We start from the raw sequence: 25,057 nt of genomic DNA, 5'->3' as shown, positions 1-25,057 counted from the left end.
GAGCGATGATCCAGAACCTGCTGGTCGCCAACCGCGGCGAGATCGCCCGCCGGGTCTTCCGCAGTTGCCGTGACGCCGGGATCGGCACGGTGGCGGTGTTTTCCGACGCCGATGCCGCCGCACCCCACGCGCTGGAAGCCGACGCGGCCGTCCGCCTGCCCGGCAACGCGCCTTCGGAGACGTACCTGCGCGCGGAACTGCTGGTGAAGGCCGCGGCCGACACCGGTGCCGACGCCGTCCACCCCGGCTACGGCTTCCTGTCCGAGAACGCCGCCTTCGCGCGGGCCGTGCTCGACGCCGGGCTGACCTGGGTCGGGCCGCCGCCGGAGGCCATCGAGACCATGGGCTCCAAAGTGGAGTCCAAGCGGCTGATGGCCGCCGCGGGTGTCCCGGTGCTGTCCGAACTGGACCCCGCGTCCGTGACTGCCGACGACTTGCCGTTGCTGGTCAAGGCGTCCGCCGGCGGTGGCGGACGCGGGATGCGCGTGGTCCGCTCGCTCGACGAGCTGGCCGAGGCGGTCGAAGGCGCCAGTGCGGAGGCCGGGTCCGCGTTCGGCGACCCGACGGTGTTCTGCGAGCGGTACCTGGAGACCGGGCGGCACATCGAGGTCCAGGTGCTGGCCGACCAGCACGGCACGGTGTGGGCGGTGGGGGAGCGGGAGTGCTCGATCCAGCGCCGCCACCAGAAGGTCGTCGAAGAGTCGCCCTCGCCGTTTGTCGACGAAGCGATGCGTGCAGAGCTGTTCGACGCCGCGCGCAAGGCCGCCAAGGCGATCGACTACGTCGGCGCGGGCACGGTCGAGTTCCTCGCCGGGCCCGACGGCCGGTTCTACTTCCTCGAGATGAACACCCGGCTGCAGGTCGAGCACCCGGTCACCGAGAACGTCACCGGCCTGGACCTGGTCGCGCTGCAGCTGCGGATCGCCGAGGGTGAGCGGCTGCCCGCCGACCCGCCGCCGACCGTCGGGCACTCCATCGAGGTCCGGCTCTACGCCGAGGACCCCGCGGCGGGCTGGCAGCCGCAGAGCGGCACGCTGCACACGTTCGAAGTGCCCGATGTGGACCGTGCGTTCACCCAGGGTGCCGGGCTCCGGCTCGACTCCGGGTTCGAGAGCGGTTCCGTGGTGGGCGTCCACTACGACCCGATGCTCGCCAAGGTCATCACCTGGGCCCCGACCCGCGCCGAAGCCGCCCGGCGGCTCGCGAAGGCCCTCGCCGCGGCGAAGATCCACGGGGTCGTCACCAACCGTGACCTCCTGGTGAACATCCTGCGCCACGAAGCTTTCCTGGCCGGGGAGACCGATACGGCGTTCTTCGACCGCCACGGCCTCGACACCCTCGCCGCGCCCCTGGCCACTGTGGACACCGAGCGGCTCTCCGCGCTGGCCGCCGCCCTCGCGGACGCGGCGGGCAACCGGGCGTCGGCGACCACGCAGCGCAGGCTGCCCAGCGGCTGGCGCAACGTCCGCTCGGCCGGGCAGCGCAAGGTCTTCACCGTCGCCGGCCGCGAGTACGAAGTCGGCTACTCCCTCACGAGGGACGGGCTGAAAGCCGACGGCTACGAAGCCGGGCTGGTCACCGCCGAGCCCGGCCGGGTCGTGCTCGAGGTGAACGGGGTGCGGCGCACCTTCGTCGTCACCCGCCACGACGGGGTGTCCTACGTGGACTCCGCGCTCGGCTCGGTGGCGCTCAAGGCGGAGCCGCGGTTCGCCGACCCGGACGCGGCGCTGGCGGCGGGTTCGCTGGTCGCGCCGATGCCGGGCACGGTCGTGCGGCTCGCCGTGCAGGCCGGTGACCCGGTCAAGGCGGGCGATCCGTTGCTGTGGCTCGAAGCGATGAAGATGGAACACCGGATCGCGGCCCCCGCGGACGGCGTGGTGACCGAACTGCCGGTGACCGTCGGGCAACAGGTCGAAGTCGGCACAATTCTGGCTGTGGTGGGAGAAGAAGCATGAACGCGATGAACTTCATCGAGCCGGAAGAGCGGATCGCGCTCCGGAAGGCCGTCGCCGAGCTCGGCGCCAAGTACGGGCACGAGTACTACGCGAAGAAGGCCCGTGCCGACGAAAAGACCCACGAGCTGTGGGACGAGGCCGGCCGGCTGGGCTACCTCGGCGTCAACATCCCCGAGGAGTACGGCGGCGGGGGCGCGGGCATCGCCGACCTCGCCGCGGTGCTGGAAGAGCTGGCCGCCGCCGGTTCGCCGCTGCTGCTCATGGTCGTCTCGCCGGCGATCTGCGGCACCGTGATCTCCCGCTTCGGCACCGAAGACCAGAAGAAGCAGTGGCTGCCCGGCATCGCCGACGGCACCAAGCGGATGGTCTTCGCGATCACCGAGCCGGACGCCGGGTCGAACTCGCACAAGATCACCACCACCGCGAAGCGCGACGGCGACGGCTGGGTCCTCAGTGGACGCAAGGTCTACATCTCCGGCGTCGACGAGGCCGACGCCGTGCTCGTCGTCGGGCGCATGGAGGACTCGAAGACCGGCCGGCTCAAGCCCGCGCTGTTCATCCTGCCGACCGGGACCGAGGGCTTCGAGTACACGAAGATCCCGATGGACATCATCGCGCCGGAGAACCAGTTCTCGCTGTTCCTCGACGACGTCAAGCTCCCGGCCGAGGCACTGGTCGGCGAGGAGGACGCGGCGATCGCGCAGCTGTTCGCGGGCCTCAACCCCGAACGCATCATGGGCGCGTCGTTCTCGCTCGGCATCGCCCGGTACGCGCTGGCCAAGGCCGTCTCCTACGCCAACCAGCGGCAGGTCTGGGGCACTCCGATCGGCGCCCACCAGGGTCTGGCGCACCCGCTGTCCGAGATCAAGATCGAGCTCGAACTGGCGAAGCTGATGACGCAGAAAGCGGCGTCGCTCTACGACTCCGGCGACGACTTCGGCGCGGGCGAGTCGGCCAACATGGCCAAGTACGCCGCCGCCGAGGTGGCCATCCGCGCGACCGACCAGGCCGTGCAGACCCACGGCGGCAACGGCCTCGCCACCGAGTACGGCCTCGGCACGCTGGTGACGGCGGTGCGCTTGGGCCGGATCGCCCCGGTCAGCCGCGAGATGGTGCTCAACTTCGTCGGCCAGCACAGCCTCGGCCTGCCCAAGTCCTACTGATCCCAGGCGCCACTTTCCCTAGGAAAGATGCGCTTCTTCACGGAGGTTTCACATGGCTGGATTGGGTGGCAAGACCATCATCATGTCCGGTGGTAGCCGGGGCATCGGTGAAGCGATCGCGCTCCGGGCCGCCGCCGACGGGGCCAACGTCGCTCTGCTGGCCAAGACCGCCGAGCCGCACCCGAAGCTGCCCGGCACGATCTACACCGCCGCGGAAGCGATCGAGAAGGCGGGCGGGCACGCCCTCCCGATCCTCGGCGACGTCCGCGACGACGACGGGGTCGCGGCGGCCGTGGCGAAGACCGTCGAGCAGTTCGGCGGCATCGACATCGTGGTGAACAACGCGAGCGCGATCGACCTGACGCCGACCGAGCAGGTCAGCATGAAGCGCTACGACCTCATGCAGGACATCAACGCGCGCGGCACGTTCCTGCTGTCCAAACTGGCCATCCCGCACCTCCGGAAGTCGGCCGGCGCGCACATCCTGACGCTGTCGCCGCCGATCAGCCTCGACGAGAAGTGGTTCACCGCCGGGCACCTCGCGTACAGCATCGCGAAGTACTCGATGAGCCTGGTGACCGTCGGGCTCGCCGCGGAGCTCAAGAAGGACGGCATCGCGGTCAACTCGCTGTGGCCGCGCACCACGATCGACACGGCGGCGATCCGCAACGTCGTCGGTGCCGAGCTCGCCGACCGCAGCCGCACGCCGGAGATCATGGCCGACGCCGCGTACGCGATCCTCACCAAGCCCAGCACCGAAGCGACCGGGAACTTCTTCCTCGACGACGAAGTGCTGCGCGCGGAAGGCGTCACCGACTTCGCGAAGTACCGCATCGGCGGGTCGGAGGAGGACCTGCAGCTCGACTTCTGGGTGGACCCGGCTTGACCGGCGTCCGCGAACCCCAGCAGGAACGCAGCCGCACCACGCGGCGGCGGCTGATCGAGGCCGCGCTCGACAGCTTCGGCGAGCGCGGCTGGCACGGCGTGACGGTGGCCGGGATCGCCGAGCGCGCCGGCGTTTCCCGCGGCGCGGCCCAGCACCACTTCCCGGCCCGCGAGGACCTCGTGGTGGCGGCGGTCGACCTGCTCGGCCAGTCGCAGATCGACGAACTGCGGGCCCAGGCCGCGGACCTGCCGTCCGGGGCGTCCCGGATCGAGGGCGTCGTCGAGATGGTGCTGAACCTCTACACCGGGCCGCTGTTCCGCGCGGCCCTCCAGCTGTGGTCGGTGGCGGCGACCGACGACGCACTGCGGGACGTGCTCGTGCCGCTGGAGGCCCGGGTCGGCCGCGAGGCGCACCGGGTCACGGTCGAGCTGCTGGCCGTCGACGAGTCCCGGCCCGGCGTCCGCGAACTGGTCCAGGCCACCCTGGACCTGGGGCGCGGCCTGGGCCTGGCGAACCTGCTGACCGACGACACCCGGCGGCGCAAGCAGATCGTGCGCGAATGGGCGCGGACGCTGGAACTGCGGCTGGCGGTCACCGGAAGCGGCTGAGGTCTTCGCGGGCACCGGCGGTTTCGGGGTGCCCGGGCCCGAGGACGCGCTCCAGGTCCGGCAGCAGGCGTTCGAGCGCGGTCACGTCCCCGGTCTCGCCCAGCAGGGTGGCGTGGGTGTGGCGAGCCGTCAGCGTGGTGGGGTGGTCCGGCCCCAGGACGCGGTACAGGTCGGGCATCAGCTGTTCGAGGGCGGCCACCGCCCCGCCCGGATCCCCCGCCCAGCTCCGGAAGCGTGCCAGGTTGTGGCGGGTGGTCAGCACGTTCGGGCTGGCCGGCCCGAACACGCGGCTCAGCTCCGGCAGCAGCTCCTCGACGACGGCCGCCGCGCCCGCCGGGTCACCTGCTCTGGCCCGCAGCGCGGCCAGGTGGTGCCGGGCGGTGAAGGTGTCGGGGTGATCGGGACCCAGCACCCGCCGCTGGTCCCGGATGACCGCTTCGCACTCCGCCGCGGCCGCTACCGGGTCACCGCTGCTCCCGCGGACCCAGGCGAGCGTCAGGCGGGTGCTCAACGTGGTGGGGTGGTCGGGGCCGAGCACGCGCCGCTGATCGTCCGCCAGCGGCTCGAGCTCGGCGACGCCGGCGCGCAGTTCGGCCAGCGCGCCGCGGGTGATCAGGGTGGTGGGGTGCTCGGGTCCGAACACCCGCGCCAGTTCCGGCAACAGGCTCTCGTACTCCGCCACCGCTCCGGCGACGTCGCCCGCGTCACCCCGCAGCCTGGCCAGCGTGCCGCGCGCGGTGAGGGTGTCGGGGTGGTGCGGGCCGAGGGTCTGCTGCCGCTCCTGGACGGACTGCTCCAGCAGCGCGATCCCGCCGGCCGTGTCGCCGGCCCCTTCCCGCATGACGGCCAGGTTGTGCCGGGTGGCCGACGTCGCCTGGTGCCCGGCGCCGAGTACCCGTTCCAGGTCCGGGAGCAGGGCTTCGTAGACCGCCGCGGCCCCGGCGAAGTTCCCCGATTGACCCAGGTACCTGGCCAAGGTGCTGCGCGCGGTCAAGGTCAGCTGGTGGGTCCGCCCCGGGGTGCGGTCCAGGACCGCCAGCAACGCGCTCAGCTCGGCCACCGCGGCCCGCGGATCGCCCGCGGCGCCCACGGATTCCGCCAGGTCGTGCCGGGCGATCGAGGTGTCGAGGTGGTGGCCCCCGAGCCGCTGCGCGGCGGTGCCGGACAACCGGCGGAAGTACGTGACCGCCGCGCCGGCCTGCCCGCTCTCGCGGAGACTCCGCCCGGCTTGCAGCAGCGCCACGTGGTACCCGCGGCGCCAGAGCTGCTCGACGTCGCCGGTGGCTTCCAGCGCGAAAGTGCTGCGCCGCAACGCTTGCGCCAGTGCCCGGTCGGACTCGACCTCCGGCCAGGACTGCACCAGCGCGTCCGCGGCGGCCCGTGTGATCCGGGCGAGCTGCTTCGGGCGCAGGTCGTCCCGGGCCGCGCGCTGGACGAGGGCGTGGACGCGGACGGTGTCGGGATCGAGGCTCACCAGGCTCAGCCGGTGCAGGCAGCCCAGTGCGTCGCGGGCGTCGTCCGCGGTCACGCGCCGCCGGGCCGCTTTGCGCAGGAACTCCAGGACCGGCGGCGCGGTGAGCACGGTGAACGGGATGCCGTGGGGGTCGAGGACGCTCATCGCCCGCAGCAGCGGGCCGGCCAGCCCGGCGGGTTCGAGCCGGTCGGCGTGGGCGATCGACAACGCCCACGCCGCCGTCACGGTGGCCTGGTGGTCGTCGGGCAGGACGGTGGCCAGCTTGCGCTCCCGGAACCGCTGCCGGTACGCCGAGCAGGGGAGCTCGCGGTCGAGGACGTACGCCGCGACTTGAGCCAGCGCCAGCGGCAGGTGCCCGAGGTCGTCCGCCAGCCCGGCGACGTCGTCGGCCAGGTGCGGGCGGACGGCGAGCTTGCGGTTCAGGTAGGCGCGGGACTCCGCGGGGGTGAACTGGCCGACGTCGACGATCCGCCGCCGGTCGCCGGCGAGCGCGGCGTCGCGCCGCCGGGTGGTGACCACGACCCGCCCGGTCGTGGGCGGCCAGAGGCCCTGCAGGTCCGCGGGGTGCTGCACGTCGTCCAGCACCAGCAGCCAGCGCTTCGGGGTGGTGGCCAGCCACTCCAGCAGGCGGCGCGCGCCCTGGCCGGGATCCGGGTCGTCGATGCCGGTGAGCGTCTTCGCCAGCTGCGCGTACGCCGTCAGGACCGCGTCCCGCGACTCCGCCGTCACCCAGGCCAGCAGGTCGACCTCGCGGGCGGCCCACGCGCGTTCCGCGAGGTCCGCGGCCAGCTGCGTCTTGCCGACGCCGCCCAGTCCCGACAGCACCGTGGTGCCGGCGAGCGTGATCTCGCGGTCCTGGAAGCCGTCCGCGCGGAGGGGGACCACACCGGCCCGGTACGGCCAGTTCACGCCGGTCGTGACCCCGCCCGGCCGGGCCGGGATCTCGGCGGCGAGGGCCACGGCGAACGCGGCGGCGTGCGCGGCCGCGGCGGCGTGCGCGCCGCCGTCGCCGATGCCCCGGACGGTCAGCACCGGCAAGGAGTGGTTGAGGTGCCCTGCTTTGGCGACGCCGGCGCTTTCCAGCTCGATCGCGGCGGCGTCGTCGTAGGTGGTGCGCAATTGTTCGGCCAGCGGCGCGTTGCGGGAGCCGAGGACGACTTCCCCGGCGGCGATCGGCCGGAAGTGCACCGGCGGCCGGGGCGCGGGGAGCCAGCCGCCTTCGCGGGCGACGTGGCGGGCGAGCTGGTCGAGCTCGTGCGGGATTTCCCAGGCCTGCGGCCGGGTCCGGAAGCCGCCGTCGTCGGCCTTGCCGCCGTGGTAGCCGTAGACCTTCGTCGCCACGACGACGTCCCCGGGGGCGAGGTCGTCGTGGAGCGCCGCGGCGATGCCGGCGAACACCAGCGCGCTGGGCGCGAAGGTGGCGATGGCGCGTTCGGTGAGGACGGCGGCGCCCTGGTTGCCCTGGCCGGTGAGCGCGAGCACGATCGTGGCCCCGCCGCCGGCCGGCTCGCCCACCTCGAACCGCGTGCCGGAGGGGTGGGTCGTCACCCGGCGGTGGCCCAGCAACGCCCGCACCGCCGTGTACTCCACCTCCAGCGCGGTCAGCACCACGACCGTGGGAGTCACGGGAGTTCGGCGGCGAGCGCGAAGGCGAACGCGGCCGCGTTCGCCGCCGCGACCGGCTGCCAGCCGGCCTGGTCGGCGGCGTGCTTGTGGCCGTCGGCCTTGTCGCTGATGCCCCGGATGGCCGCCACCGGCAGGCCGTGGTTGAGGTGGCCGGCCTTGGCCACGCCGGCGCTTTCCATCTCGATCGCGGCGGCGTCGTCGTAGTTCGTGCGCAGCTGTTCGGCCAGCGGGGTGGTGCGCGAGTTGAGCACGACCTCCCCGGCGGCGATCGGCCGGAAGTGCACCGGCGGACGCCGTCCGTCCGGGAGCCACTGCTCTTCGCGGGCGACGTGCCGGGCGAGCTGGTCGAGCTCGTACGGGATCTCCCACGCCTGCGGCCGGGCGCGGAAGCCGCTGTCCTCGTCCTTGCCGCCGTGGTAGCCGTAGACCTTGGTGCCCACGACGACGTCCCCGGGCTCGAGGTCGTCGTGCAGGGCACCGGCGACGCCGACGAACAGCAGCGCCCGCGGGTCGTAGGCGGCGATCGCGCGCTCGCTGAGGATGGCCGCCGCCTGGTTGCCCGGCCCGGTCAGCGCGAGGACGGCCGAGCCGCGGCCGCCCGGGGGACGCCCCACCTCGAACCGGGTGCCCGACCGGTGGGTCTCCACCCGGCGCTCGGCCAGCAGCGCGCGGACGGCCGCGTACTCCACCTCCAGCGCCGTCAGTACCACGATCGTGGGTTCCGGAACGCCGTTCACGCCGTCTCGCTTTCTGCGTCGAGGTTGGGCCCGCGGAGGATCGGCGGGTGCAGCACCGTCGCCGGGCCCCGCCGGTAGAGCGCGGCCGGCCGGCCGCCGTCCCGCGCGGTCCGGTCGCCGGTGGGCACGAGGAACCCGGCCACCCCGGTGATCTTGCGGTGGAAGTTGCGGTGGTCGAGGCGGCGGCCCCAGACGATCTCGTAGACGCGCCGCAGCTCGCTGATGGTGAACTCGGCCGGGCAGAACGCCGTGGCCAGCGTCGTGTACTCGAGCTTGCCGCGGGCCCGCTCGACCGCGTCGGCGATGATTGCGCGGTGGTCGAAGGCCACCGGCGCGTCCGTGCGCTCGACGTCGCTCACGGCTTCCCAGCGGGCGGCGCGAGCGTCCCCGCCCGCCGCCGGGATCGGCAGATCCGGCACCAGCGCCAGGTAGCACACCGTCACCACCCTCCCCCGAGGATCACGGTCCGGACCGCCGTAGGTCCGCAACTGTTCCAGATGCAGCCGTTCGGCCGCCAGGCCGGTCTCTTCGGCCAGTTCGCGGGCCGCGGCGACGTCGATGTCCTCGTCTTCGGAGGCGATGAACCCGCCGGGGAGCGCGAGCTGCCCGAGGTAGGGCTCCTCCGCGCGCTCGACGAGCAGGATGCTCAGCCGCTCTTCGCGGACGGTGAGGATCGCGAGGTCGACGGCGACCGCGACCTGGGGGATCTGCCATGTCGTGTCCTGGGGCACGCCGCAAGCCTAGCTTCATGTCAGCTTGACGCAAAGTCGGCTCGCGATCTAACCTGAGCGCAGTTAGTGTCAAAACGACGAAAAGGGCCTGTGATGTGTGTGCACCTTCCGGTCTCGCTCGCCTGCAAGCTGGCCGCCGTCCTCCTGTTCGCCGGGCTGGCCGCCGGGTTCTGCCTCGCCTCGGCGTGGCAGGCGCCCGCCACCACCGCGAGCAGCCGGCCCGGGGCGACGGTGAGCCATGCCGCGCGCTGAGAACCCCCTCGAAACGGACGGCTCCGCGCTCACCGCGTTCGCGGCCGGCCTGCGGGCGCTGCGCGAGAACGCGGGGAACCCGTCCTACCGCGAACTGGCGCGGCGGGCGCACTTCTCCGCCACCACGCTGTCCGACGCCGCGGGCGGGCGCCGGCTGCCGAGCCTGGCGGTGACCCTCGCCTACGTGCGGGCGTGCGGCGGCGACGGCGACGAGTGGGAACGCCGCTGGCGCGCGACGGCGGCCGAACTGACCACCCCGGCCCCCGCCGCCGGCACCGCGCCCTACCGCGGGCTCGCCGCTTACGACCACGAGGACGCCGACTTCTTCTTCGGCCGGGACCGGCTCGTCGAGACGCTGCTCGCCCGGATCGCCACGCACCGGCGGGTGATCGTGACCGGCGCGTCCGGCTCCGGGAAGACGTCGCTGCTGCGGGCCGGGCTGGCGCTGCGGCTCACCGGCCCGGTCGTCTTCACCACCGCGCGGGAGCTGCGCCGCGTGCCCGAAGCCGCGTCGCTGGTCGTCGTCGACCAGTGCGAGGAGCTGTTCACCCCCGGCCGCGACGACGACCGGGCGCGGTTCGCCGCCGCACTGCGCGCGGACGGTCCGCGGGTGGTGCTGGCCGTGCGCGCGGACTTCGCGGACCGCTGCGCGGACCTGCTCGGCGCGGCGCCGGCTCGCGTCGAGGTCGGGCCGATGACCCCGGACGAGCTGCGCCAGGCGATCACCGGCCCGGCCGCGCGCGTCCGGTGCATGGTCGAAACCCCGTTGCTGACCACGGCCGTCGCGCTCGCCCACGGGCGGGCCGGGGCGTTGCCGTGGCTGTCGCAGGCGTTGCTGGAGACGTGGCGGCGGCGCAGCGGCAACCGCCTGACGCTCGCGGGTTTCCAGGCGGCGGGGGAGTTCGGCGCGCTGCCGGCCGCTGCGGCGGAAGCCGTGTTCGCCGCGCTCGGCCCGGCCGGGCAGGCCGTCGCGCGGGACCTGTTCCGCCGGCTCGCCGACCCCCTCGAAGGCCTCCGGGCCGTCGACGTCGACGAGCTGGACGACACCCCGCTCACCGCCGACGTGGTCGGCCGGTTCGTCCGGGCCCGGGTGCTCGTGCGTGACGCCCACCGGCTCCGGCTCGCCCACGAGGCGGTGCTCGACGCGTGGCCGCGCCTGCGCGACCGGTCCGACGGCCCGGGGCGCACCCACCGCGAACTCACCCGGGCGGCGACCGCCTGGCGGCGGCACCACCGCGACCCGAGCCTGCTGCCGCGTGGCGCGCACCTGGCCGCGGTCCGCGCGTGGGCCCGGCCCCCGCGGCACCTCACCACCCACGAGCGGGCCTACCTCGACGCCGGCACCGCCGCCGAGGCCCGGGCCCGCCGGGCGCGGCACGGACGGCACCTCGTCGTGCTCGCGGCGGTGCTCGTGCTCGCGGCCCCGGGCCCGCCCGGTGGCGGCCAAGCGGGGTGCGGCCCGTCGGCCGTCGTGTTGTCCGGACCTTTGTCGGCCGCCGCGCCGGTTCCGGCGCCGGACAACGCCGAGCGCTGAAGCTGTGCGCACCGAAACCGAGGAGGGACCATGAAAACAGCAGCAGCGGCCACGGCCGTGGCGCTCGTCGCGGCGGTCGTGGGGGTCGCCGCGGCCACGCCGGCCCAGGCGGCGTGCCGGGCGCAGTACGCGTGCATGTACTCGAACTCCGACCTGGGTGGCTACAAGTTCGAGAACTTCAACAGCCAGGCCAACTGGGGCAGCCTGCGGTACGCGGGCACGAGCGTCCCGCTGTGGGCGGGCGACGGCACGTACAACAACGTCAGCTCGATGGAGAACAAGGACACCAACTCCCCGATCGCCGTCTACTACAACTCGCAGTACCGGGGGTCGTGCTTCACGATCCGGTCGAGCGGCACGGTGCGGAACTTCGCGGATGTCCGGCTCTCCGGCGACAACCACGACGGCTGGGTGGCGAACGACGTGATGAACTCCCACCACTTCAACATCGCCTGCGGCACGTACTACGGATGAGGAGAACCCGGATCGCCGCGGCGGCCGTCGCCGTCGCGGCGCTCGGGTGCGGCATCGCCTTCTCGGCGGGCGGTGCCGCGGAGCCCGGGCCGCCCGCGATCGGGCCGGTGCGCGCGGTCGCGTCGGGCGCGGACGTCGTGCTCCCGTTCGACGCCTACCGCCACCCGGCCGCCGAGGTGAACACCATCGAGCGGGCCACCGGCCTGCTGGCCCGCGACTGCCTGGCCCGGTTCGGCTACCCGTGGACCCCGCCGCCGTCCGACGCGGTGGACGCGACCCGCCCGGCGTCGGGCGGCCGCTACGGGATCGTGGACGCGGCCGAGGTCGCCCGGCTCGGCTACCACGCGGCGGTCCCGCCGGACCGCCCGCCGCAGCCGTCACCCCCGCTGGACGCACTCGCGGTCTACACCGGCAAGGGGACGTCGGAGATCCGCGGCCACCCGGTCCCCGAGGGCGGCTGCCTCGGCGAGGCCCGCCGCCGCCTGGAGGACGGCGTACCCGCGGCGCTGCCGGGCCCGGCGTTCGCCGAGCTCGACCGCGAGCTGTACCTGACCGCCCAGGCCGACCCGCGCGTCCAGGCGGCGATGTCCGGCTGGCGCGAGTGCATGGCGGCGTCGGGGGAGCGGTACACCGACGTGTGGGCGGCCAACGACGACGTCCGGTGGAGCGGGCCGTCGCCGACACCGGAGGAGATCGGGGTGGCCCGGGCGGATCTGGCGTGCCGCACGCGGACCGGGCTGGCCGGGACGTGGCTGGCGGTGGAGACCGCTTACCAGCGGCGGGCGATCGAGGATCGCCGTGGCGAGTTCGAGGCGCTGGCGAAGGCGCGGGAGGTCCGGCTGGCGAACGCGCGGCGGGTGGTGGACCGCTGAGCTCCGCCGGCCCGTGCTGCCCTGAAGGGGACGTTCCTGTCACCAGATGACAGGAACGTCCCCTTCAGTGCAGGAGATGCCGGCAACGTCCCCTTCATCCCGCGGCCGGCCGCGCCACGGTTGGCGGACCGCCGAGCGGAGCCAGCGGGGCGTTCCCGGGTTGCCTGGGCGGGCTTCGGTCCGGCGCACGGCGAGGTCGCGGTAGTCCCGTTTCGCCCGGCCCGGCTGGCGGTGCCCTGAAGGGGACTTTCCTGTCACCACATGACAGGAAAGTCCCCTTCAGGGCGCGGTCTGAACCGGCTTCCGACTCGACGGAACCTCCTCCGCGTCCGAAACGTCATAGTGCCGTAAGTAACACAATCGGCCCAACGGGCGAATGACTATGCGTAGTGGTTCCGAGGAGAAAGGCAGTCCGGTGTCCGGTTCAGGAGTCGAGCTCACCCACCGCGCGATGGCGATGCTGAAGGCGGTGGCGGCGGGGCGCGCGCAGATGTCGTGCAGCTGCGAGCCCGACCTCTTCATCGACGGATTCGCCTGCTGCGATCAGATGACCGCCCACGCGCTCGCCCACGGCGGCTACCTGCGGCCCGCCGTCGAAGCCGCCACCGGGCGCGTGCCGGCCGAGCTCACCGAGGCCGGACGCGCCGCGCTGGACATCACCGTCGCCGCCTGACGCGGGTCACGCAGCGTCGCGGATCGCTCAGTTGTTCCCGAGCTCCGCCGCACGCCGGGTGAGCACCAGGGGAGCGCCCTCGGTGACGGCGACCGTGTGCTCGGAGTGGGCCGTGCGGGAGCCGTCGGCCGAGCGGATGGTCCAGCCGTCGGGGTCGAACACGATCCGGTCGGTCGTGCGCGCGAACCAGGGTTCGAGCGCCAGCGTCAGGCCCGGCTTGAGCTTCATCCCGCGCCCGGCCGTGCCCTTGTTGGACACGTGCACGTCCTCGTGCATGGTGCGGCCGATGCCGTGGCCGCCGAACTCGGTGTTGACCGGGTAGCCGTACGCCTCGGCCACCGCCCCGATCGCCGCCGAGATGTCGCCCAGCCGGTTGCCGGCGCGGGTCACCTCGATCGCCGCTTCGAGCGCTTCCTCCGTGGCGCGGATGATCCGCAGGTCCTCCTCGGCCGGGGTGCCGACGATGACCGTGCGCGCCGAGTCCGCCGCCCAGCCGTCGATGGTGACCGCGAGGTCGGCGGTGAGCACGTCGCCGTCGCGCAGCACGTAGTCGTGGGGCAGGCCGTGCAGCACGGCGTCGTTGACCGACAGGCAGATCACGTTGCGGAACGGCCCCTTGCCGAACGAGGGCGCGTAGTCCCAGTAGCACGATTCCGCCCCGCGCCGCTTGATCATGCCGCGCGCGTGGTGCTCCAGGTCCATGAGGTTGACGCCGACGTCGGCGAGCCGGCCGACCTCGGTGAGCACCTCGGCGACGAAGCGCCCGGTCACGTGCATGCGGTCGATCTCCGCAGGCGACTTCAGTTCGATCACGAAAAACCTCGCGTCACAAGGGCCGGTATTCTTATACCGGAACGGTAGCACTCCTCCGGTATAAGAATACCAGTCGGGGGCGAAGCGGTCCGGAAGCCCGCCCGACCTGGCAGGCTTGGGCCATGGCGGCACCCCCACCCGCGGACGACGACGCGACGGTCTTCCTCCCGAGCGAGCTGCGCGGCCCGCACTGGCCGACCCGCGACCTCGACGTCTCGCGGCGGCCCTACGACGAGTTCGCCACCCAGATCGTCGCGCGCCCGCCCGCGTCCCCGGTCAGCGCCGGCCGCGGCGAGGGCGCCGGCTCGTCGCTGGCCCGCTCGAGCGGGCGGATGGCGGTCGCCTCCGCGGTCAGCCGGGTCACCGGGTTCGTGGCGAAGCTGCTGCTGGCCGCCGTGGTCGGGACCGGGGTCGTCAACGACTCCTTCACCGTCGCGAACACGCTGCCCAACATCGTCTTCGAGCTCCTCTTCGGCGGCGTGCTCGCCAGCGTCGTCGTCCCGCTGCTCGTCCGCTCCCACGACGACCCGGACGGCGGCCGCGCCTACACGCAGCGGCTGATCACGATGGCGCTGGTGCTGCTCACCATCGGCACGGCCGTCGCGGTCGCGATCGCGCCGCTGTTCACCGCGCTCTACGTCGACAAATCGTCAGCGGAGGCCAACCCCGGGCTGACCACCGCGCTGGCGTACCTGCTGCTGCCGCAGATCCTGTTCTACGGCCTCTTCGCGCTGCTGTCCGCGATCCTCAACGCGCAGAACGTCTTCGGCCCGCCGGCCTGGGCGCCGGTGCTCAACAACGTCGTCGTCACCGGCACGCTCGTGGTGTTCGCCGTGGTGCCGGGGGAGCTGACCCTCGACCCGGTCCGGATGAGCGACCCGAAACTGCTCGTGCTCGGCCTCGGCACCACGCTCGGCATCGTCGCGCAGGCCGTCGTGCTGATCCCGGCGTTGCTGCGCACCGGGTTCCGGTTCCGCTGGCGCTGGGGCTTCGACCCGCGGATCAAGGAGTTCGGCGGGCTCGCCGCGTGGATCCTCGGCTACGTCGTGATCAGCCACGTCGGGTTCGTCGTCACCACCCGGGTGCTGACCGGCGGCACCAGCGGCGGGGTGACGGCCTACAGCTACGCGTCGCTGCTTTTCCAGCTGCCGTACGGGATCCTCGGCGTTTCGCTGCTGACCGCGCTGATGCCGCGGATGAGCCGGGCCGCCGCGGACGGCGACACGGGATCGCTCGTCGGCGACCTCTCGCTCGCCTCCCGGATGTCCACGGTGCTCTTCGTGCCCATCTCGGCGGTGCTGGCCGTCGTCGGCACCCCGGTCGGCATCGCGATCTTCACCTGGGGCCGCGGCACGCTGGCGGACGCCGAGCGGCTCGGCCAAACTCTCGCCGTCTCGGCCGTCGGGCTGCTGCCGTTCGCGCTGGTCATGTTGCAGCTGCGGGTGTTCTACGCGATGAAGGACGCCCGCACGCCGACGCTGATCATGCTCGTGATGACCGCGGTGAAGATCCCGCTGCTGCTGCTCTGCCGCGGGCTGCTCGACGGCGAGCACGTCGTCTACGGCGTGATGCTCGTCAACGGCGCGGGGTTCGTGGTCGGCGCCGTGCTCGGCCAGGTCTGGCTGTGGGTCCGCCTCGGGCACCTGCGCAGCAAGCGGTCGCTGCGGGTCGGCCTGATCGTGCTGGGGGCGAGCGCCCTCGGCGTCGGGGCCGCGGTGCTCGCCGGGTACGCCGTGCCCGGTTCGCTCGGCGTGATCGCCGGCGCGTGGGTGAAACTGCCGGTCCAGACCTTGCTCGGGATGGCCGTCCCGTTCGGGTTGCTGGCCGCGCTGAAGCTGCCGGAGTTCACCCCCGTGACCCGGCGCGTGGCCGGTCTCCTGCGGCGGTTCGCGCCTCGTTGACGACTACGGCCGGGAGCGCGATCCGGATGTCTCGAAACGATTACGAGACCGCTGCGATCAGCGCGTTTACATTTCCGGCGAGGCTTCCTACGATCCACCCGGATCGACGATGGGGCGGAGGTCGTGCATGACGCGCAGTGCGCGCAGGCGGCGGGATCGGGTCACGGTCGACGAACTGCTGCGGGCGGCGGGCGCGCGGCCGCGCAAACCCGGTTCGCGCTCGGCCGAAACGGCGGCCCGGCGCGCCACCGAGCCCGGGCCGCGCGGTTCCGGCGGCCGGCTCGCGCTGGCGCTGGCGGTCTTCGTCGTGCTGGGCGGGCTGGCGCTCGCGCTGGCGACGCGGCCGGAACCCGTGCCGGGGTCGACGCAGTTCCCGCAGCTGCAGCCGGCCACCGGCGTCCCCTCGTCGAGCGCGGTCGCCGCGCCCACGACCACGACGACGCCGTCCCCGGTGATGATGCACGCGCGCCGCACGCCGGAGCCGACGCCGACGCCGACCGTGACCGTGGAGCTGCCGCCCCCGTCGAAGGCCACGGTCACCCTGCCGCCGCCCACGTTCGACTGGGGCCGGTGCTCCCCCTACGGCTGCCGCCGCGACGGCACGCCGGTGCGCTGACGGCGCAGGAGCAGGTAGGTCCCGGCGGCGAGCACGAACCCGGCCGCGAACGTCAGGTCCCCGGTGCCGGGTACGGCTTTCGGGATCGGCGCGGTGTAGAGCGACTGGTTCGCGAAGAGCCCGACGGAGGCCACGAGGCCGACGAGGAACGCGGTGAACCCGGCGGTGTTGCGGTGGCTCTTGTCGGCCAGCAGCGCGCCGAAGTCGGTGCCGCGGCGCAGGTGGTGGTCGGCCAGCAGCACGCCGAGCCACGGGCCGATCCAGTAGGCGATGACCAGCAGGAAGTTCTCGTACGCGTGCCCGGCGTCGGCGAGCCCCAGCCAGGCCAGCACGAACCCGACCGCGCCGAAGGCGAGCGCGACGGCCGCGCGGCGCCAGGCCAGCGGCAGCCGGACGCCGAGGGCGAGGAAGGCGAGCGCTCCCGAGTAGACGTTCAGCACGTTCGCCGCGACCGCCCCGAGCGTGATGGCGAGCAGCGTCGCCGCGGCGAGGAACCCGGGCAGGTGCCCGGTGAACGCCGTCGCCGGGTTGGCGTCGTCCGCCCCGGCGATGGTCGCCGACGCGGCGCCGGCGAGCATCAGCACGGTGGTGGAGAGGAACAGGCCGAGCCCGGCGTAGCGGCCGATCGCGCGGGTCGACGCGGTCTTGGGCAGGTAGCGCGTGTAGTCGGCGGCGTACGGGTTCCAGCCCGCGGTGTAGCCGAACGCGGTGCCGACGGTGAGCAGGAACCCGCCGACGCTCCCGGTGTTCGCGCTGGGGCCCGCCTTCGTGAACACCACGACGCTCGCCGCGGCGAACACGACGGCGAGCACGGCGAAGACGTACTTTTCGTAGGCCTGCACGAGGTTGTGCCCGAAGAAGGCGATGACGATCTGCAGCGCGACCACGAGCACGAGGCAGGCGAGCACGGGCAGCCCGGTGAGGCCGGCGAGGGCGAAGGCGCCGCTGACGCTGTTGACCGCGAACCAGCCGATGCCCGCCATCACCGACATCAGCGCGGCGGGCAGGACGTTGCCGCGGTAGCCGAACGCGGCCCGCCCGAGCACCATCTGCGGCACGCCGTACCGCGGCCCGCGCGCGGACAGGACACCGTGCGCGAGCGCGCCCAGCCCGTTGCCGGCGACGGCCGCGAGCGCGGCTTGCCAGAAGGTCAGCCCGAAGGCGCTGACGGCGAGGACGCCGACGAAGACGGTGGCGAACTCGAGGTTGGGGGAGGCCCAGGTCCAGGCCAGCTGCCGCGGCGTCCCGTGCCGGTCGGCGTCGGCGACGGGCTCGACCCCGCCGGGCTCGACGGCCACCACCTTGTCGCCGTAACCGGCCGCTTCGGTCCTCGTCATGGGAAGACGGTAAGCGGTGAAAGTTGCGCCGGTGTGACGGTTTCGCGGGGGTCCCGTCGTCCCGATGAGCGGCACGGTTCCCGGTGGCCGGTACCCGAGATCCGCGAAGGCCCCCTCACCGGCCCCGATGCCGGTGAGAGGGCCTCCGACTGCCCCACTACGGGTCTCGGATCAGCCGGTGTAGCCGGCGACGATCTTGGTGAACGCGTACTTGTCCTGCGTGATGCCGCTGCACTCGCCGCCGCCGCTGCAGTCGCGGTTGGTGGCCCAGAACGTGAAGCGGGCCAGGTGGTGGCTCGTCGCGTAGCCGCGGATCGAGTTGAAGTTCGCGACCGTGACGGTCTCGCCCGCGTTGTCGGTCTTGCCGTTCATCGAGGAGAGGCCGCTGTGCCGGTAGGCGGTGTCGTCGTTCCAGCCGAACGTGGTCTTGAGCTGGTTCTTCAGCCCGTCGACCGCGGACTTCGTCAGTGCGGCCATGTCACCGCCGCTGGAGAAGTCGAACGGCATGACCGACCAGACGTCGACGCCCGCGCCGATCGCCTTGGCCTGGTTGATCAGGCGCTTGCCCCACGAGTCGGGGCCGGTCGTGGTGGTGCCGATGGTGATGACGACCTTGAGGTCCGGGTTCTTCTGCTTGGTCAGCTTGACCGCGTTGAGGATGCGGTCCTGGACCGTGTTGTTCTGGAACTCGTCGGTGTTCTCGATGTCGAGGTCGATCGCCTTGAGGCCGTAGGCGTCGATCACCTTCTGGTACGCCCCTGCCAGCGCCGAGGCCGACGTGCACTTCGAGCCCAGCTTCGTGCCGGACCAGCCGCCGAAGGAGGGGATCACGTCCCCGCCCGCGTTGCGGATGTTCTGGATCATCGTCTTGTCCGAGCCGGTCAGCGAGCGGCTGCCGTCCCACTTCGGGTTGCAGGTGCCGTCGGACAGGACGAAGGCGAGGGTAAACGCTTTCACGCCGGTCGCGGACATCGCCGCGGTCGGGCTGGTCTGCCCGCCCCACTGGTACAGGTACGGGGAAGCGAGCACCGGGTCCACCGCGGCCATGGCCTGCGGGGCGAGGCCGACCGCCGTCGCCATCGCGGCTCCGGCCGCGACCGCGAGGGTGACCAGACGGCGTACTGAGTTCATGGGGGTCCTCCAAACGTGCTGGATGGAGCACCTCCGGTTTGAGGCGGCGGGATCATCCCGGGAGGAGCGCTGTGTGCCACCACACAGTGGACTAGACCAATGTTGCGTGTCAACCCTTCTTCGGTCGGAAAATGACACACGGTGCCCGCGCGGCTCCCGAGCGTCGGCCCGTGTGAGATTCCCCTGAAGGCGGATCGACAGCGCCGGGCATTCCGGCTACTTTGCCGAAATGGTGGGGGATTCGGTCGCCGCCGGCGGAGGACGCCGCCCGGGACGGTTCCTGCCCGCCGTCGTGCTGGGGCGCTGGGCGCTGTGGCGGCTGCCGCGCCGCGGCCAGGTCCTCTACCTCGTCACGGTCGACGTCCTGTCCGTCGCCGCCGTCGCGCTCGCCACCGTCCGGTTCCCGCCCCTTTCCGCGATGCTGGTGCCGTTCGCGCTGCTGCTGGGCGGGATGGTGGTGTCCGCCGAGCTCGCGCGGCCGGTGGAGCGCCACCGCGAGGACACCCTCCTCGGCCCCGGCGTCGACACCCCGTGGATCTTCGCCGGGGTGCTGGTGCTCCGGCCCGGCTTCGCGGTCGCCCTGATCGTGCTCTCGGCCCTGCACCAGTGGTTCCGGGTCCGCAGAAGACCCGTGTACCGGCAGGTGTTCGGCGCCGCGTCGACGGCGCTGGCCGGTCTCGTCGCGGGTGCCTTCCTCACCGCGACCGGCGCCCGGCCGCTCGGCGAAGTGCTCGAATCCCGCACCGTCCTCCTGCTCACCGTCGCCGGCGTGGTGTTCCTCGCGGTGAACGCCGCGCTCGTGACCGCCGCCGACGGCCCCCGCCGCCCGCGCGAAGCCGCACCGGGCCACGCCTTCGACGCCGCGATGACCGCGTTCGGCCTGCCGCTGGCCTGGGCCGCCGTCGCCGCCCCGCTCCTCGTGCCGGTGCTGGCCGGCGCCACCGTCGTGCTGCACCGCGGCGGGCTCGGCCGCGGCCGCCGCGACCACGTCACCCTCGACCCCGGCACCGGCGTGCTGACCGCCGCGTCGTGGCGCGGCGCCGCCGAAGCCCAGCTCGACCGGCTCGGCGCGCACGGCCCCGGCCCGGCCGTGCTGCTGCTCGACCTCGACCACTTCCGCCGGCTCAACGACCGCTACGGCGCCCGCATCGGCGACGCCGTCCTGCGCGCGGTCGCCGACACCCTGCGCGACGAGGTCCGGGCCGCGGATCTCGTGGGCCGCTCCGGCGGTGAGGAGTTCGCCGTCCTGCTGGCCGGCACCGGCCGGTTCGACGCGATGGCCATCGCCGAGCGGATCCGGCTGCGCATCGCCTCGACGCTGGTGGCGCTGAAGGCCTCGAGCGACGGCCCCCAGTTCGTCGGCGTGACGGCGTCGATCGGTGTCGCGACCTGCCCGGCCGGCGGCGATCTGGCGGACGCGCTCCTGGCGGCGGAAGCGGCGCTGTTGCGCGCGAAGGCGGCGGGCCGGAACCGGACGCTGTGCGCCGATCCGGAGCCGTGATCCTTCCGTTAGGAATGCCGTACAACCGGCACCACCGCGGGGCGTCTTGAGGGCAGGAAAGACGGTGAGGGGCCGTCTCCGAACCCAGGGGGAATCGATGTCCGTACTTCGTCGTGTCGCGGGAGCGGGAGCCATTGCGGCGGCGGCAATTGTTTTGTCGGCTTGCAGCGGCCCGGAGAATTCGCCGGCCGGCACCCCGGTCGCCGCGGCGGCCCCGGCCACGGTGACGGCACCGACCACGGTGACGGCGACGACGGCCACCTCGGCCGCCGCTCGTCCCACGCCGGCGGCCGAGGTCAGCGCCCCGGTGGACGTCTGTGCCTCGGCCACCAAGGCCAAGCTGGACGCCGCGCTCAAGGTCGACAAGCAGGCGTCCGGCGCGCTGCTCGTCGACAGCAAGGGGCTCCAGCGCATCAAGTGCGTGGCGCCGTGGGCGTTCGCGCGCTTTACCAGTGAAATCGACGGCGGCAGCGTTCTTTTCGCCCACCGGAACGGCGCCTGGGTCCCGGCGAATTGGGGCACCGGAGGATTGTGCGAAAAGGTCCCGGCCGCGATCGCGGAACGGATCTGCGTCGATTGATCCTCAGCCCACGGTGATCGCGGTCAGTTTCTCCCGCAGGTACTCCGCCGCGATCACCTCCGGGTAGGTCCGCTTGCCCAGCGGCGGCCCCAATGACGTGATCCGGGCGTCGTGATCGGTCTCGTAGAAGAAGATCAGCGACACCAGGTCCTCGTCCGGGGCCGTCGTGGCGGGCGGGAGGACGCGGTGGCGGGTCGAGCGCCAGCGGTCGCCGGTCCAGCGGGCCATCAGGTCGCCGATGTTCACCGTGAACGCGTCCGGGTGGAACGGCGCGTCTTCCCACTCGCCGCCGTCCGTGCAGACCTGCAGCCCGCCCACGCCGGCCTGGCGGTCGAGCACCGTCACCGTGCCGAAGTCGGTGTGCGGGCCGATCCGGAACTGGTCCGCCGCGGGCGCGCCGACGTGCGTCATCGGCGGGTACCAGTTGATGTTGAACGTGTACGTCGGGTGCGCGGTGTGCCGCGTGAAGTGGCTTTCGGCCAGGCCGAGGGCCGCGGCGAAGACCTCCAGCAGGTGGTCCGACAGCGCGCGCATCCGGCGCATGTACTCCGTCGCCACCTCGGCGAAGCCGGGCACCTCGCCGGGCCAGACGTTGGGCTGGAACCAGAATCCGTCGATGTCGGCGACGCCCACGCCTTCGTCGGCGCCCGCGGAGTAGGACTCCTTGAGGTCCGGCGGGGTCTCGGTGCCCTCGGCGTAGCCGTTGGCCTCGACGCCGGGCGGCAGCCAGCCGCGGCCGCCGACCGTGACCGCGTAGCGCTGCTTGACGTCTTCGGGCAGCGCGAAGAACTCGCGCGCCAGCTCCCGCGTCCGGCGGCGCAGGTCGTCCGGCACGCCGTGCCCGGTGACCAGCAGGAAGCCGGACTCCCGCAGCGCGCGGTCGATCTGGCCGGCCACGTCGGCGCGGCCTTCGGACGTTCCCCCGAACCACGGCGAAAGGTCCACGAGCGGAACGGTTGACGGCATACCGGCTCCTCGCAACAGCACTGTCCTATTCGGACTTTTCGACCCCGATGTCCTCGAACCACAGGTCCGGGCGCGCGGCGATGAACTCGGTCATCAGCGCGGTGCAGGCGGGGTCGTCGAGCAGGGTGATCTCCACGCCGAACTCGGCGAGCCAGTCGTGCCCGCCGTGGAACGTCTCCGCTTCGCCGATGATGACCCGTCCGATCCCGAACTGACGGACGAGACCGGAGCAGTACCAGCACGGCGAAAGCGTCGTGACCATGATCGTGTCGCGGTAGTGCGGGCGGCGGCCGGCGTCGCGGAACGCCGCTGTCTCGGCGTGCGTCGACGGGTCGCCGTCCTGCACGCGCCGGTTGTGCCCACGGCCCAGCAGGGTGCCCGCGGTGTCGAACAGCGCGGCCCCGATCGGCACGCCGCCTTCGGCCTTGCCCAGCTCGGCTTCCTCGCGGGCGACGGCGAGCAGGGCGTGCGGGTCGATCGGCATGCGTCACTCTTTCCGGCGGAGGCGGTGCCTGGCAAGTGTTTGACCGCAGGGCTGCACCATCCGGCCGATCGAGGACCGGAGCTGTCCTCGATGTCTGGCACACTGCGTGTCATGTACGGCACTTCGGAACGCCTGCTCCGGCTGCTCTCGCTGCTGCAGGCGCGGCGCGACTGGCCGGGCGCGGACCTCGCGTCGCGGCTCGAGGTCGACGTCCGCACGATCCGCCGCGACGTCGAGCGGCTGCGGTCCCTCGGCTACCCGGTGCACGCGACGCCGGGGGTGGCCGGCGGCTACCGGCTCGGCGCGGGCGCCGCGCTGCCGCCGCTGCTGCTGGACGACGACGAAGCCGTCGCGGTCGCGGTCGGGCTGCGCACGGCGGCGAGCGGCACGGTCAGCGGCATCGAGGAGACGTCGGTGCGCGCGCTGGCGAAACTGGAGCAGGTCCTGCCCGCCCGGCTGCGGCCGCGGGTCGGCGCCCTGCAGGCGGCGACGGTCTCGCTGCCCGGCGCCGGGCCGACGGTGGACGCGTCGGTGCTGACGGCGATCGCCGCGGCCTGCCGCGACCACGAGCGCCTGCGCTTCGGCTACGGCGACCGGTCCGGCGCGGTGACGGAACGCTCGGTCGAGCCGCTGCGCCTGGTCCACACCGGACGGCGCTGGTACCTGGTCGCGTTCGACCTCGACCGCGCCGGCTGGCGCACGTTCCGGGCCGACCGGATCACCGGGGTGCCGGCCGCGAGCTTCCGCTTCACCCCGCGCGAACCCCCGGCCGACGACCTGGCGGCGTACGTTTCGCGCCAGATCTCGTCGGCGCCGTACCCGCACCAGCTGGTGCTGCGCGTGGCCGCCCCCGCCGAGGAGGTCGCCCGGCGCGTCCCGCCGACGACCGGCGCCGTCGAGCCGATCGACGAGCACAGCTGCCGCGTCCGGACGGGGGCGAACACCCTGGACACGGTGCCGTACCACCTGGCCCAGTGGGGGTTCGACTTCGTGGTCGAGGAGGCCCCGCCGGGCCTGGTGGAACGGCTGCGCGAGGTGGCGGAACGGTTCGCCCGCGCGGTCGGTTAGCCCGCTTCGACCCGGACGCGGTCGCTTTCGCCGTCGGACAGGAACGCCGCCAGCTCGCCGCCTTCCGCCGTGACCTCGGCGCGTTCCGCTTTCGCGAACCGCCGCAGCGGCCGCACGACGACGGCGTCCGCTTCGACGGTCCAGGTCGCCGACACCCGGCCGTCCACCAGCACCACGCGCTCGCCGGCCACCGACAGCCCGCGATGGGCGTCGTCGATGATCCGGGTCCGGTCGTCGTAGCCGAGGATGGCGTTGTCGAACGCCGGCAGGAACCGCACCGGCGCCGGCGCGTCCGCGTCCGGCCGTGGCGCTTCCGGCAGGTCCAGCAGCTCGCGGCCGCGCTCGTCGCGGAAAACCACCAGCTCGTCGCGCACGGCTTTCACCGCCGCCGGCAGCCCGGCCAGGCCGCTCCACGCGCGCAGGTCGGCCGTCGCCGCGGGCCCGAACGCCGCGAGGTAGCGCCGCACCAGCGTCTGCCCCACCTCGTCGTCCGGGGCGAGCGGGTCGACGTCGTGGCCCAGCCATGCGGGCAACGGCAGGTACCGCACGCCGGCCTTGACGCGCCACAGCCCGCGCGGCGGCAGCTGCGCCACCGGGAGCAGCGCGGCGATCAGCATTTCGCCGAGCGGCCGCGGTCCCGCGTCCGGCCAGCGATCGGCGACCGCGCGGGCGAGGTCGCCCATCGAGCGCGGCTCGCCGTCGGCCAGCACCGCGCGGCCCGCCGCCGTGAGCTCGCCGAGGTCGACCCCGGCGAGCTCACGGCGGTAGGTGCCCAGGACGCGCTGGCGCAGCATCGCGTCGAACCGCGTCCGCCACGCCAGGACGTCACCGGCGGTGAGCAGGTGCACGGTGCGGCGCATGAGGTGCGTCCGCACCACGCGCCGCCCGGTCAGCAGCTCCGACAACGCCGCCGGGTCGAACGCGCGCAGCCGCGACCACAACCCGGTGAACGGCTCCTGCGGCTCCTGCGCCTGCAGGCCGCCGAGGTGCGCGACGGCGTCGTGCACCGGCAGCCCGGCGCGTTCGAGCAGCAGCTGGCGGGCGAGCGTGGCGCGGTTGAGCGCCCGCGTGTCCAGGACGGTCACGTCGACTTCTGGCCGTCCAGCGCCTCGCGGATGATGTCCGCGTGCCCGGCGTGCTGCGCGGTCTCGGTGATGACGTGCAGCACGGCCCGCCGCGCGCTCCACACCGTGCCCGGCCGGTTCCACGGCGCCTCGGGCAGCGGGTGCGTCACGGACAGGTCGGGCAGGCTCGTGATGACGTCCTCGCTGCGCTTGGCGACGTCTTCGTAGCGGGCCAGGATCGCCGCCAGGGTGTCGCCGGGCAGCATCCGGAACTCGTTCTGGTGCTCGATCGCCCACTGCGGGAACTCGCGGGCGGTGCCGGCCGCCATGTCGGCCCAGGTCACGCCGTCGGGGAGGTCGTAGCGCATCGCGGACGGGCCTTCCACCGCGAAGCGCAGCCAGTTTTCCTCCATGGTGGCGACGTGCTTGAGCAGGCCGCCGAGGCATAGCGCGCTGACGGTCGGCTGCTCGCCGGCCTGCTCGTCGGTGAGGTCGCGCGCCGTCGTGATCAGGGCGGCGCGGGCGGCCGCCAGTTCGGCGATGAGGTCGTTGCGTTCGGTGTCGTTCTGCACGAGGACCACTCTGGCACCGGTAGCGGACAGGGTGTGTCC

24 protein-coding genes are annotated in these 25,057 nt (G+C 73.2%); 14 read left to right on the top strand and 10 right to left on the bottom strand.

Translation table 11 applies throughout. From position 1 onward, the window contains the following. Positions 1-5: 5 nt before the first annotated feature. Genes SD460_RS35540 through SD460_RS35525 form a run of 4 tightly spaced genes read left to right on the top strand, consistent with a single transcriptional unit; the run spans position 6 to position 4,612 of the window. The gene (locus SD460_RS35540; protein ID WP_290058750.1) at positions 6-1,955 is read left to right on the top strand and encodes an acetyl/propionyl/methylcrotonyl-CoA carboxylase subunit alpha; all 1,950 of its coding nucleotides are present in this window, start codon (positions 6-8) and stop codon (positions 1,953-1,955) included. Beyond that, on the top strand, positions 1,952-3,118 hold the full coding sequence (locus SD460_RS35535; RefSeq protein ID WP_318307346.1) for an acyl-CoA dehydrogenase family protein: 1,167 nt from the start codon (positions 1,952-1,954) through the stop codon (positions 3,116-3,118). Before SD460_RS35540 ends, SD460_RS35535 begins: the two co-directional genes overlap by 4 nt. Before the next feature lie 52 nt (positions 3,119-3,170). Then, entirely contained in the window at positions 3,171-4,004 is an 834-nt protein-coding gene (locus SD460_RS35530; RefSeq protein ID WP_290058747.1) for an SDR family oxidoreductase, read from the top strand. Then, positions 4,001-4,612, top strand: coding sequence for a TetR/AcrR family transcriptional regulator (locus SD460_RS35525; protein WP_318307345.1), 612 nt, complete (start codon positions 4,001-4,003; stop codon positions 4,610-4,612). Before SD460_RS35530 ends, SD460_RS35525 begins: the two co-directional genes overlap by 4 nt. On the opposite strand, the gene fxsT is transcribed toward SD460_RS35525, so the two are convergent. From fxsT to SD460_RS35510, 3 genes are read right to left on the bottom strand one after another with little or no spacing between them, the layout of a single operon-like run. Beyond that, a complete protein-coding gene (fxsT, locus tag SD460_RS35520) occupies positions 4,596-7,712 on the bottom strand; it encodes an FxSxx-COOH system tetratricopeptide repeat protein (RefSeq protein WP_318307344.1) in 3,117 nt (1,038 codons plus the stop codon). The genes SD460_RS35525 and fxsT overlap by 17 nt on opposite strands. Beyond that, positions 7,709-8,449 carry a 5'-methylthioadenosine/S-adenosylhomocysteine nucleosidase family protein gene (locus SD460_RS35515; protein ID WP_318307343.1) on the bottom strand — a complete coding sequence of 247 codons (741 nt, stop codon included), beginning with the start codon at positions 8,447-8,449 and terminating at the stop codon, positions 7,709-7,711. The genes fxsT and SD460_RS35515 overlap by 4 nt, the downstream gene beginning before the upstream one ends. Further along, a complete protein-coding gene (locus SD460_RS35510; RefSeq protein WP_318307342.1) occupies positions 8,446-9,180 on the bottom strand; it encodes an NUDIX hydrolase in 735 nt (244 codons plus the stop codon). Before SD460_RS35510 ends, SD460_RS35515 begins: the two co-directional genes overlap by 4 nt. A gap of 93 nt (positions 9,181-9,273) precedes the next feature. Here SD460_RS35510 and SD460_RS35505 point away from each other — a divergent pair, with 93 nt between their 5' ends. The 5 genes from SD460_RS35505 (at position 9,274) to SD460_RS35485 (ending at position 12,985) form a co-directional block, all read left to right on the top strand. Then, positions 9,274-9,432 (top strand): hypothetical protein, encoded by a 159-nt coding sequence (locus SD460_RS35505; protein ID WP_290062932.1) that lies wholly within the window; start codon positions 9,274-9,276, stop codon positions 9,430-9,432. Further along, positions 9,419-10,966, top strand: a complete 1,548-nt coding sequence (locus SD460_RS35500) for a helix-turn-helix domain-containing protein (protein ID WP_318307341.1) — start codon at positions 9,419-9,421, stop codon at positions 10,964-10,966. Before SD460_RS35505 ends, SD460_RS35500 begins: the two co-directional genes overlap by 14 nt. Positions 10,967-10,996: 30 nt before the next feature. Continuing rightward, entirely contained in the window at positions 10,997-11,440 is a 444-nt protein-coding gene (locus SD460_RS35495) for a peptidase inhibitor family I36 protein (RefSeq protein WP_290063265.1), read from the top strand. Continuing rightward, positions 11,437-12,312, top strand: coding sequence for a hypothetical protein (locus tag SD460_RS35490; RefSeq protein WP_318307340.1), 876 nt, complete (start codon positions 11,437-11,439; stop codon positions 12,310-12,312). Before SD460_RS35495 ends, SD460_RS35490 begins: the two co-directional genes overlap by 4 nt. A gap of 415 nt (positions 12,313-12,727) precedes the next feature. Further along, a complete protein-coding gene (locus SD460_RS35485; protein ID WP_290062796.1) occupies positions 12,728-12,985 on the top strand; it encodes a hypothetical protein in 258 nt (85 codons plus the stop codon). A 27-nt stretch (positions 12,986-13,012) separates the two neighbouring features. Here SD460_RS35485 and map read toward each other — a convergent pair whose 3' ends face one another. Then, on the bottom strand, positions 13,013-13,798 hold the full coding sequence (gene map / locus SD460_RS35480) for a type I methionyl aminopeptidase (RefSeq protein WP_290062797.1): 786 nt from the start codon (positions 13,796-13,798) through the stop codon (positions 13,013-13,015). A 122-nt stretch (positions 13,799-13,920) separates the two neighbouring features. Between map and murJ the strand changes: the two genes are divergently transcribed. Together murJ and SD460_RS35470 are read left to right on the top strand one after the other, a co-directional pair. Further along, a complete protein-coding gene (murJ, locus tag SD460_RS35475; protein ID WP_290062798.1) occupies positions 13,921-15,699 on the top strand; it encodes a murein biosynthesis integral membrane protein MurJ in 1,779 nt (592 codons plus the stop codon). Positions 15,700-15,826: 127 nt separating this feature from the next. Beyond that, the gene (locus SD460_RS35470) at positions 15,827-16,315 is read left to right on the top strand and encodes a hypothetical protein (RefSeq protein WP_318307339.1); all 489 of its coding nucleotides are present in this window, start codon (positions 15,827-15,829) and stop codon (positions 16,313-16,315) included. Here the strand turns inward: SD460_RS35470 and SD460_RS35465 are convergent. Further along, a complete protein-coding gene (locus tag SD460_RS35465) occupies positions 16,279-17,652 on the bottom strand; it encodes a purine-cytosine permease family protein (protein ID WP_290062890.1) in 1,374 nt (457 codons plus the stop codon). The two genes, SD460_RS35470 and SD460_RS35465, sit on opposite strands and share 37 nt — an antisense overlap. Before the next feature lie 171 nt (positions 17,653-17,823). Next, positions 17,824-18,783 (bottom strand): chitinase, encoded by a 960-nt coding sequence (locus SD460_RS35460; protein WP_290062888.1) that lies wholly within the window; start codon positions 18,781-18,783, stop codon positions 17,824-17,826. Between the two features lie 229 nt (positions 18,784-19,012). On the opposite strand from SD460_RS35460, the gene SD460_RS35455 reads away from it, so the two are divergent. Beyond that, positions 19,013-20,284, top strand: a complete 1,272-nt coding sequence (locus tag SD460_RS35455; RefSeq protein WP_318307338.1) for a GGDEF domain-containing protein — start codon at positions 19,013-19,015, stop codon at positions 20,282-20,284. Positions 20,285-20,438: 154 nt separating this feature from the next. Further along, positions 20,439-20,864 (top strand): hypothetical protein, encoded by a 426-nt coding sequence (locus tag SD460_RS35450; protein WP_318307337.1) that lies wholly within the window; start codon positions 20,439-20,441, stop codon positions 20,862-20,864. Positions 20,865-20,867: 3 nt separating this feature from the next. Here the strand turns inward: SD460_RS35450 and SD460_RS35445 are convergent, their stop codons facing one another. Next, a complete protein-coding gene (locus SD460_RS35445; RefSeq protein ID WP_290062833.1) occupies positions 20,868-21,830 on the bottom strand; it encodes an isopenicillin N synthase family dioxygenase in 963 nt (320 codons plus the stop codon). Between the two features lie 25 nt (positions 21,831-21,855). Further along, entirely contained in the window at positions 21,856-22,314 is a 459-nt protein-coding gene (locus tag SD460_RS35440) for a nucleoside deaminase (RefSeq protein ID WP_290062835.1), read from the bottom strand. A 111-nt stretch (positions 22,315-22,425) separates the two neighbouring features. Here SD460_RS35440 and SD460_RS35435 point away from each other — a divergent pair, with 111 nt between their 5' ends. Beyond that, positions 22,426-23,382: a helix-turn-helix transcriptional regulator gene (locus SD460_RS35435; protein WP_290062837.1), complete on the top strand. Its 957-nt coding sequence runs from the start codon at positions 22,426-22,428 to the stop codon at positions 23,380-23,382. Here the strand turns inward: SD460_RS35435 and SD460_RS35430 are convergent. Further along, a complete protein-coding gene (locus SD460_RS35430; protein WP_318307336.1) occupies positions 23,379-24,467 on the bottom strand; it encodes a winged helix DNA-binding domain-containing protein in 1,089 nt (362 codons plus the stop codon). The genes SD460_RS35435 and SD460_RS35430 overlap by 4 nt on opposite strands. Further along, positions 24,464-25,027 (bottom strand): DinB family protein, encoded by a 564-nt coding sequence (locus SD460_RS35425; protein ID WP_438860601.1) that lies wholly within the window; start codon positions 25,025-25,027, stop codon positions 24,464-24,466. The genes SD460_RS35430 and SD460_RS35425 overlap by 4 nt, the downstream gene beginning before the upstream one ends. Between the last annotated feature and the right edge of the window lie 30 nt (positions 25,028-25,057).

This window comes from Amycolatopsis solani (assembly GCF_033441515.1).
Taxonomy (GTDB): domain Bacteria; phylum Actinomycetota; class Actinomycetes; order Mycobacteriales; family Pseudonocardiaceae; genus Amycolatopsis; species Amycolatopsis solani.
Note: the sequence above shows the minus strand (reverse complement) of the source record. Positions and strands in the feature narration are given on the sequence as shown.

What these genes read in the sequence shown, in the direction of transcription:
- SD460_RS35490 (WP_318307340.1), top strand. Translation starts at nt 11,437, where the DNA reads ATGAGGAGAACCCGGATCGCCGCGGCGGCCGTCGCCGTCGCGGCGCTC.
- SD460_RS35535 (WP_318307346.1), top strand. Translation starts at nt 1,952, where the DNA reads ATGAACGCGATGAACTTCATCGAGCCGGAAGAGCGGATCGCGCTCCGG.
- SD460_RS35465 (WP_290062890.1), bottom strand. Translation starts at nt 17,652, where the DNA reads ATGACGAGGACCGAAGCGGCCGGTTACGGCGACAAGGTGGTGGCCGTC.
- SD460_RS35440 (WP_290062835.1), bottom strand. Translation starts at nt 22,314, where the DNA reads ATGCCGATCGACCCGCACGCCCTGCTCGCCGTCGCCCGCGAGGAAGCC.
- SD460_RS35445 (WP_290062833.1), bottom strand. Translation starts at nt 21,830, where the DNA reads ATGCCGTCAACCGTTCCGCTCGTGGACCTTTCGCCGTGGTTCGGGGGA.
- murJ (WP_290062798.1), top strand. Translation starts at nt 13,921, where the DNA reads ATGGCGGCACCCCCACCCGCGGACGACGACGCGACGGTCTTCCTCCCG.
- SD460_RS35530 (WP_290058747.1), top strand. Translation starts at nt 3,171, where the DNA reads ATGGCTGGATTGGGTGGCAAGACCATCATCATGTCCGGTGGTAGCCGG.
- SD460_RS35470 (WP_318307339.1), top strand. Translation starts at nt 15,827, where the DNA reads ATGACGCGCAGTGCGCGCAGGCGGCGGGATCGGGTCACGGTCGACGAA.
- SD460_RS35435 (WP_290062837.1), top strand. Translation starts at nt 22,426, where the DNA reads ATGTACGGCACTTCGGAACGCCTGCTCCGGCTGCTCTCGCTGCTGCAG.
- SD460_RS35540 (WP_290058750.1), top strand. Translation starts at nt 6, where the DNA reads ATGATCCAGAACCTGCTGGTCGCCAACCGCGGCGAGATCGCCCGCCGG.
- SD460_RS35455 (WP_318307338.1), top strand. Translation starts at nt 19,013, where the DNA reads ATGGTGGGGGATTCGGTCGCCGCCGGCGGAGGACGCCGCCCGGGACGG.
- SD460_RS35505 (WP_290062932.1), top strand. Translation starts at nt 9,274, where the DNA reads ATGTGTGTGCACCTTCCGGTCTCGCTCGCCTGCAAGCTGGCCGCCGTC.
- SD460_RS35500 (WP_318307341.1), top strand. Translation starts at nt 9,419, where the DNA reads ATGCCGCGCGCTGAGAACCCCCTCGAAACGGACGGCTCCGCGCTCACC.
- SD460_RS35460 (WP_290062888.1), bottom strand. Translation starts at nt 18,783, where the DNA reads ATGAACTCAGTACGCCGTCTGGTCACCCTCGCGGTCGCGGCCGGAGCC.
- SD460_RS35495 (WP_290063265.1), top strand. Translation starts at nt 10,997, where the DNA reads ATGAAAACAGCAGCAGCGGCCACGGCCGTGGCGCTCGTCGCGGCGGTC.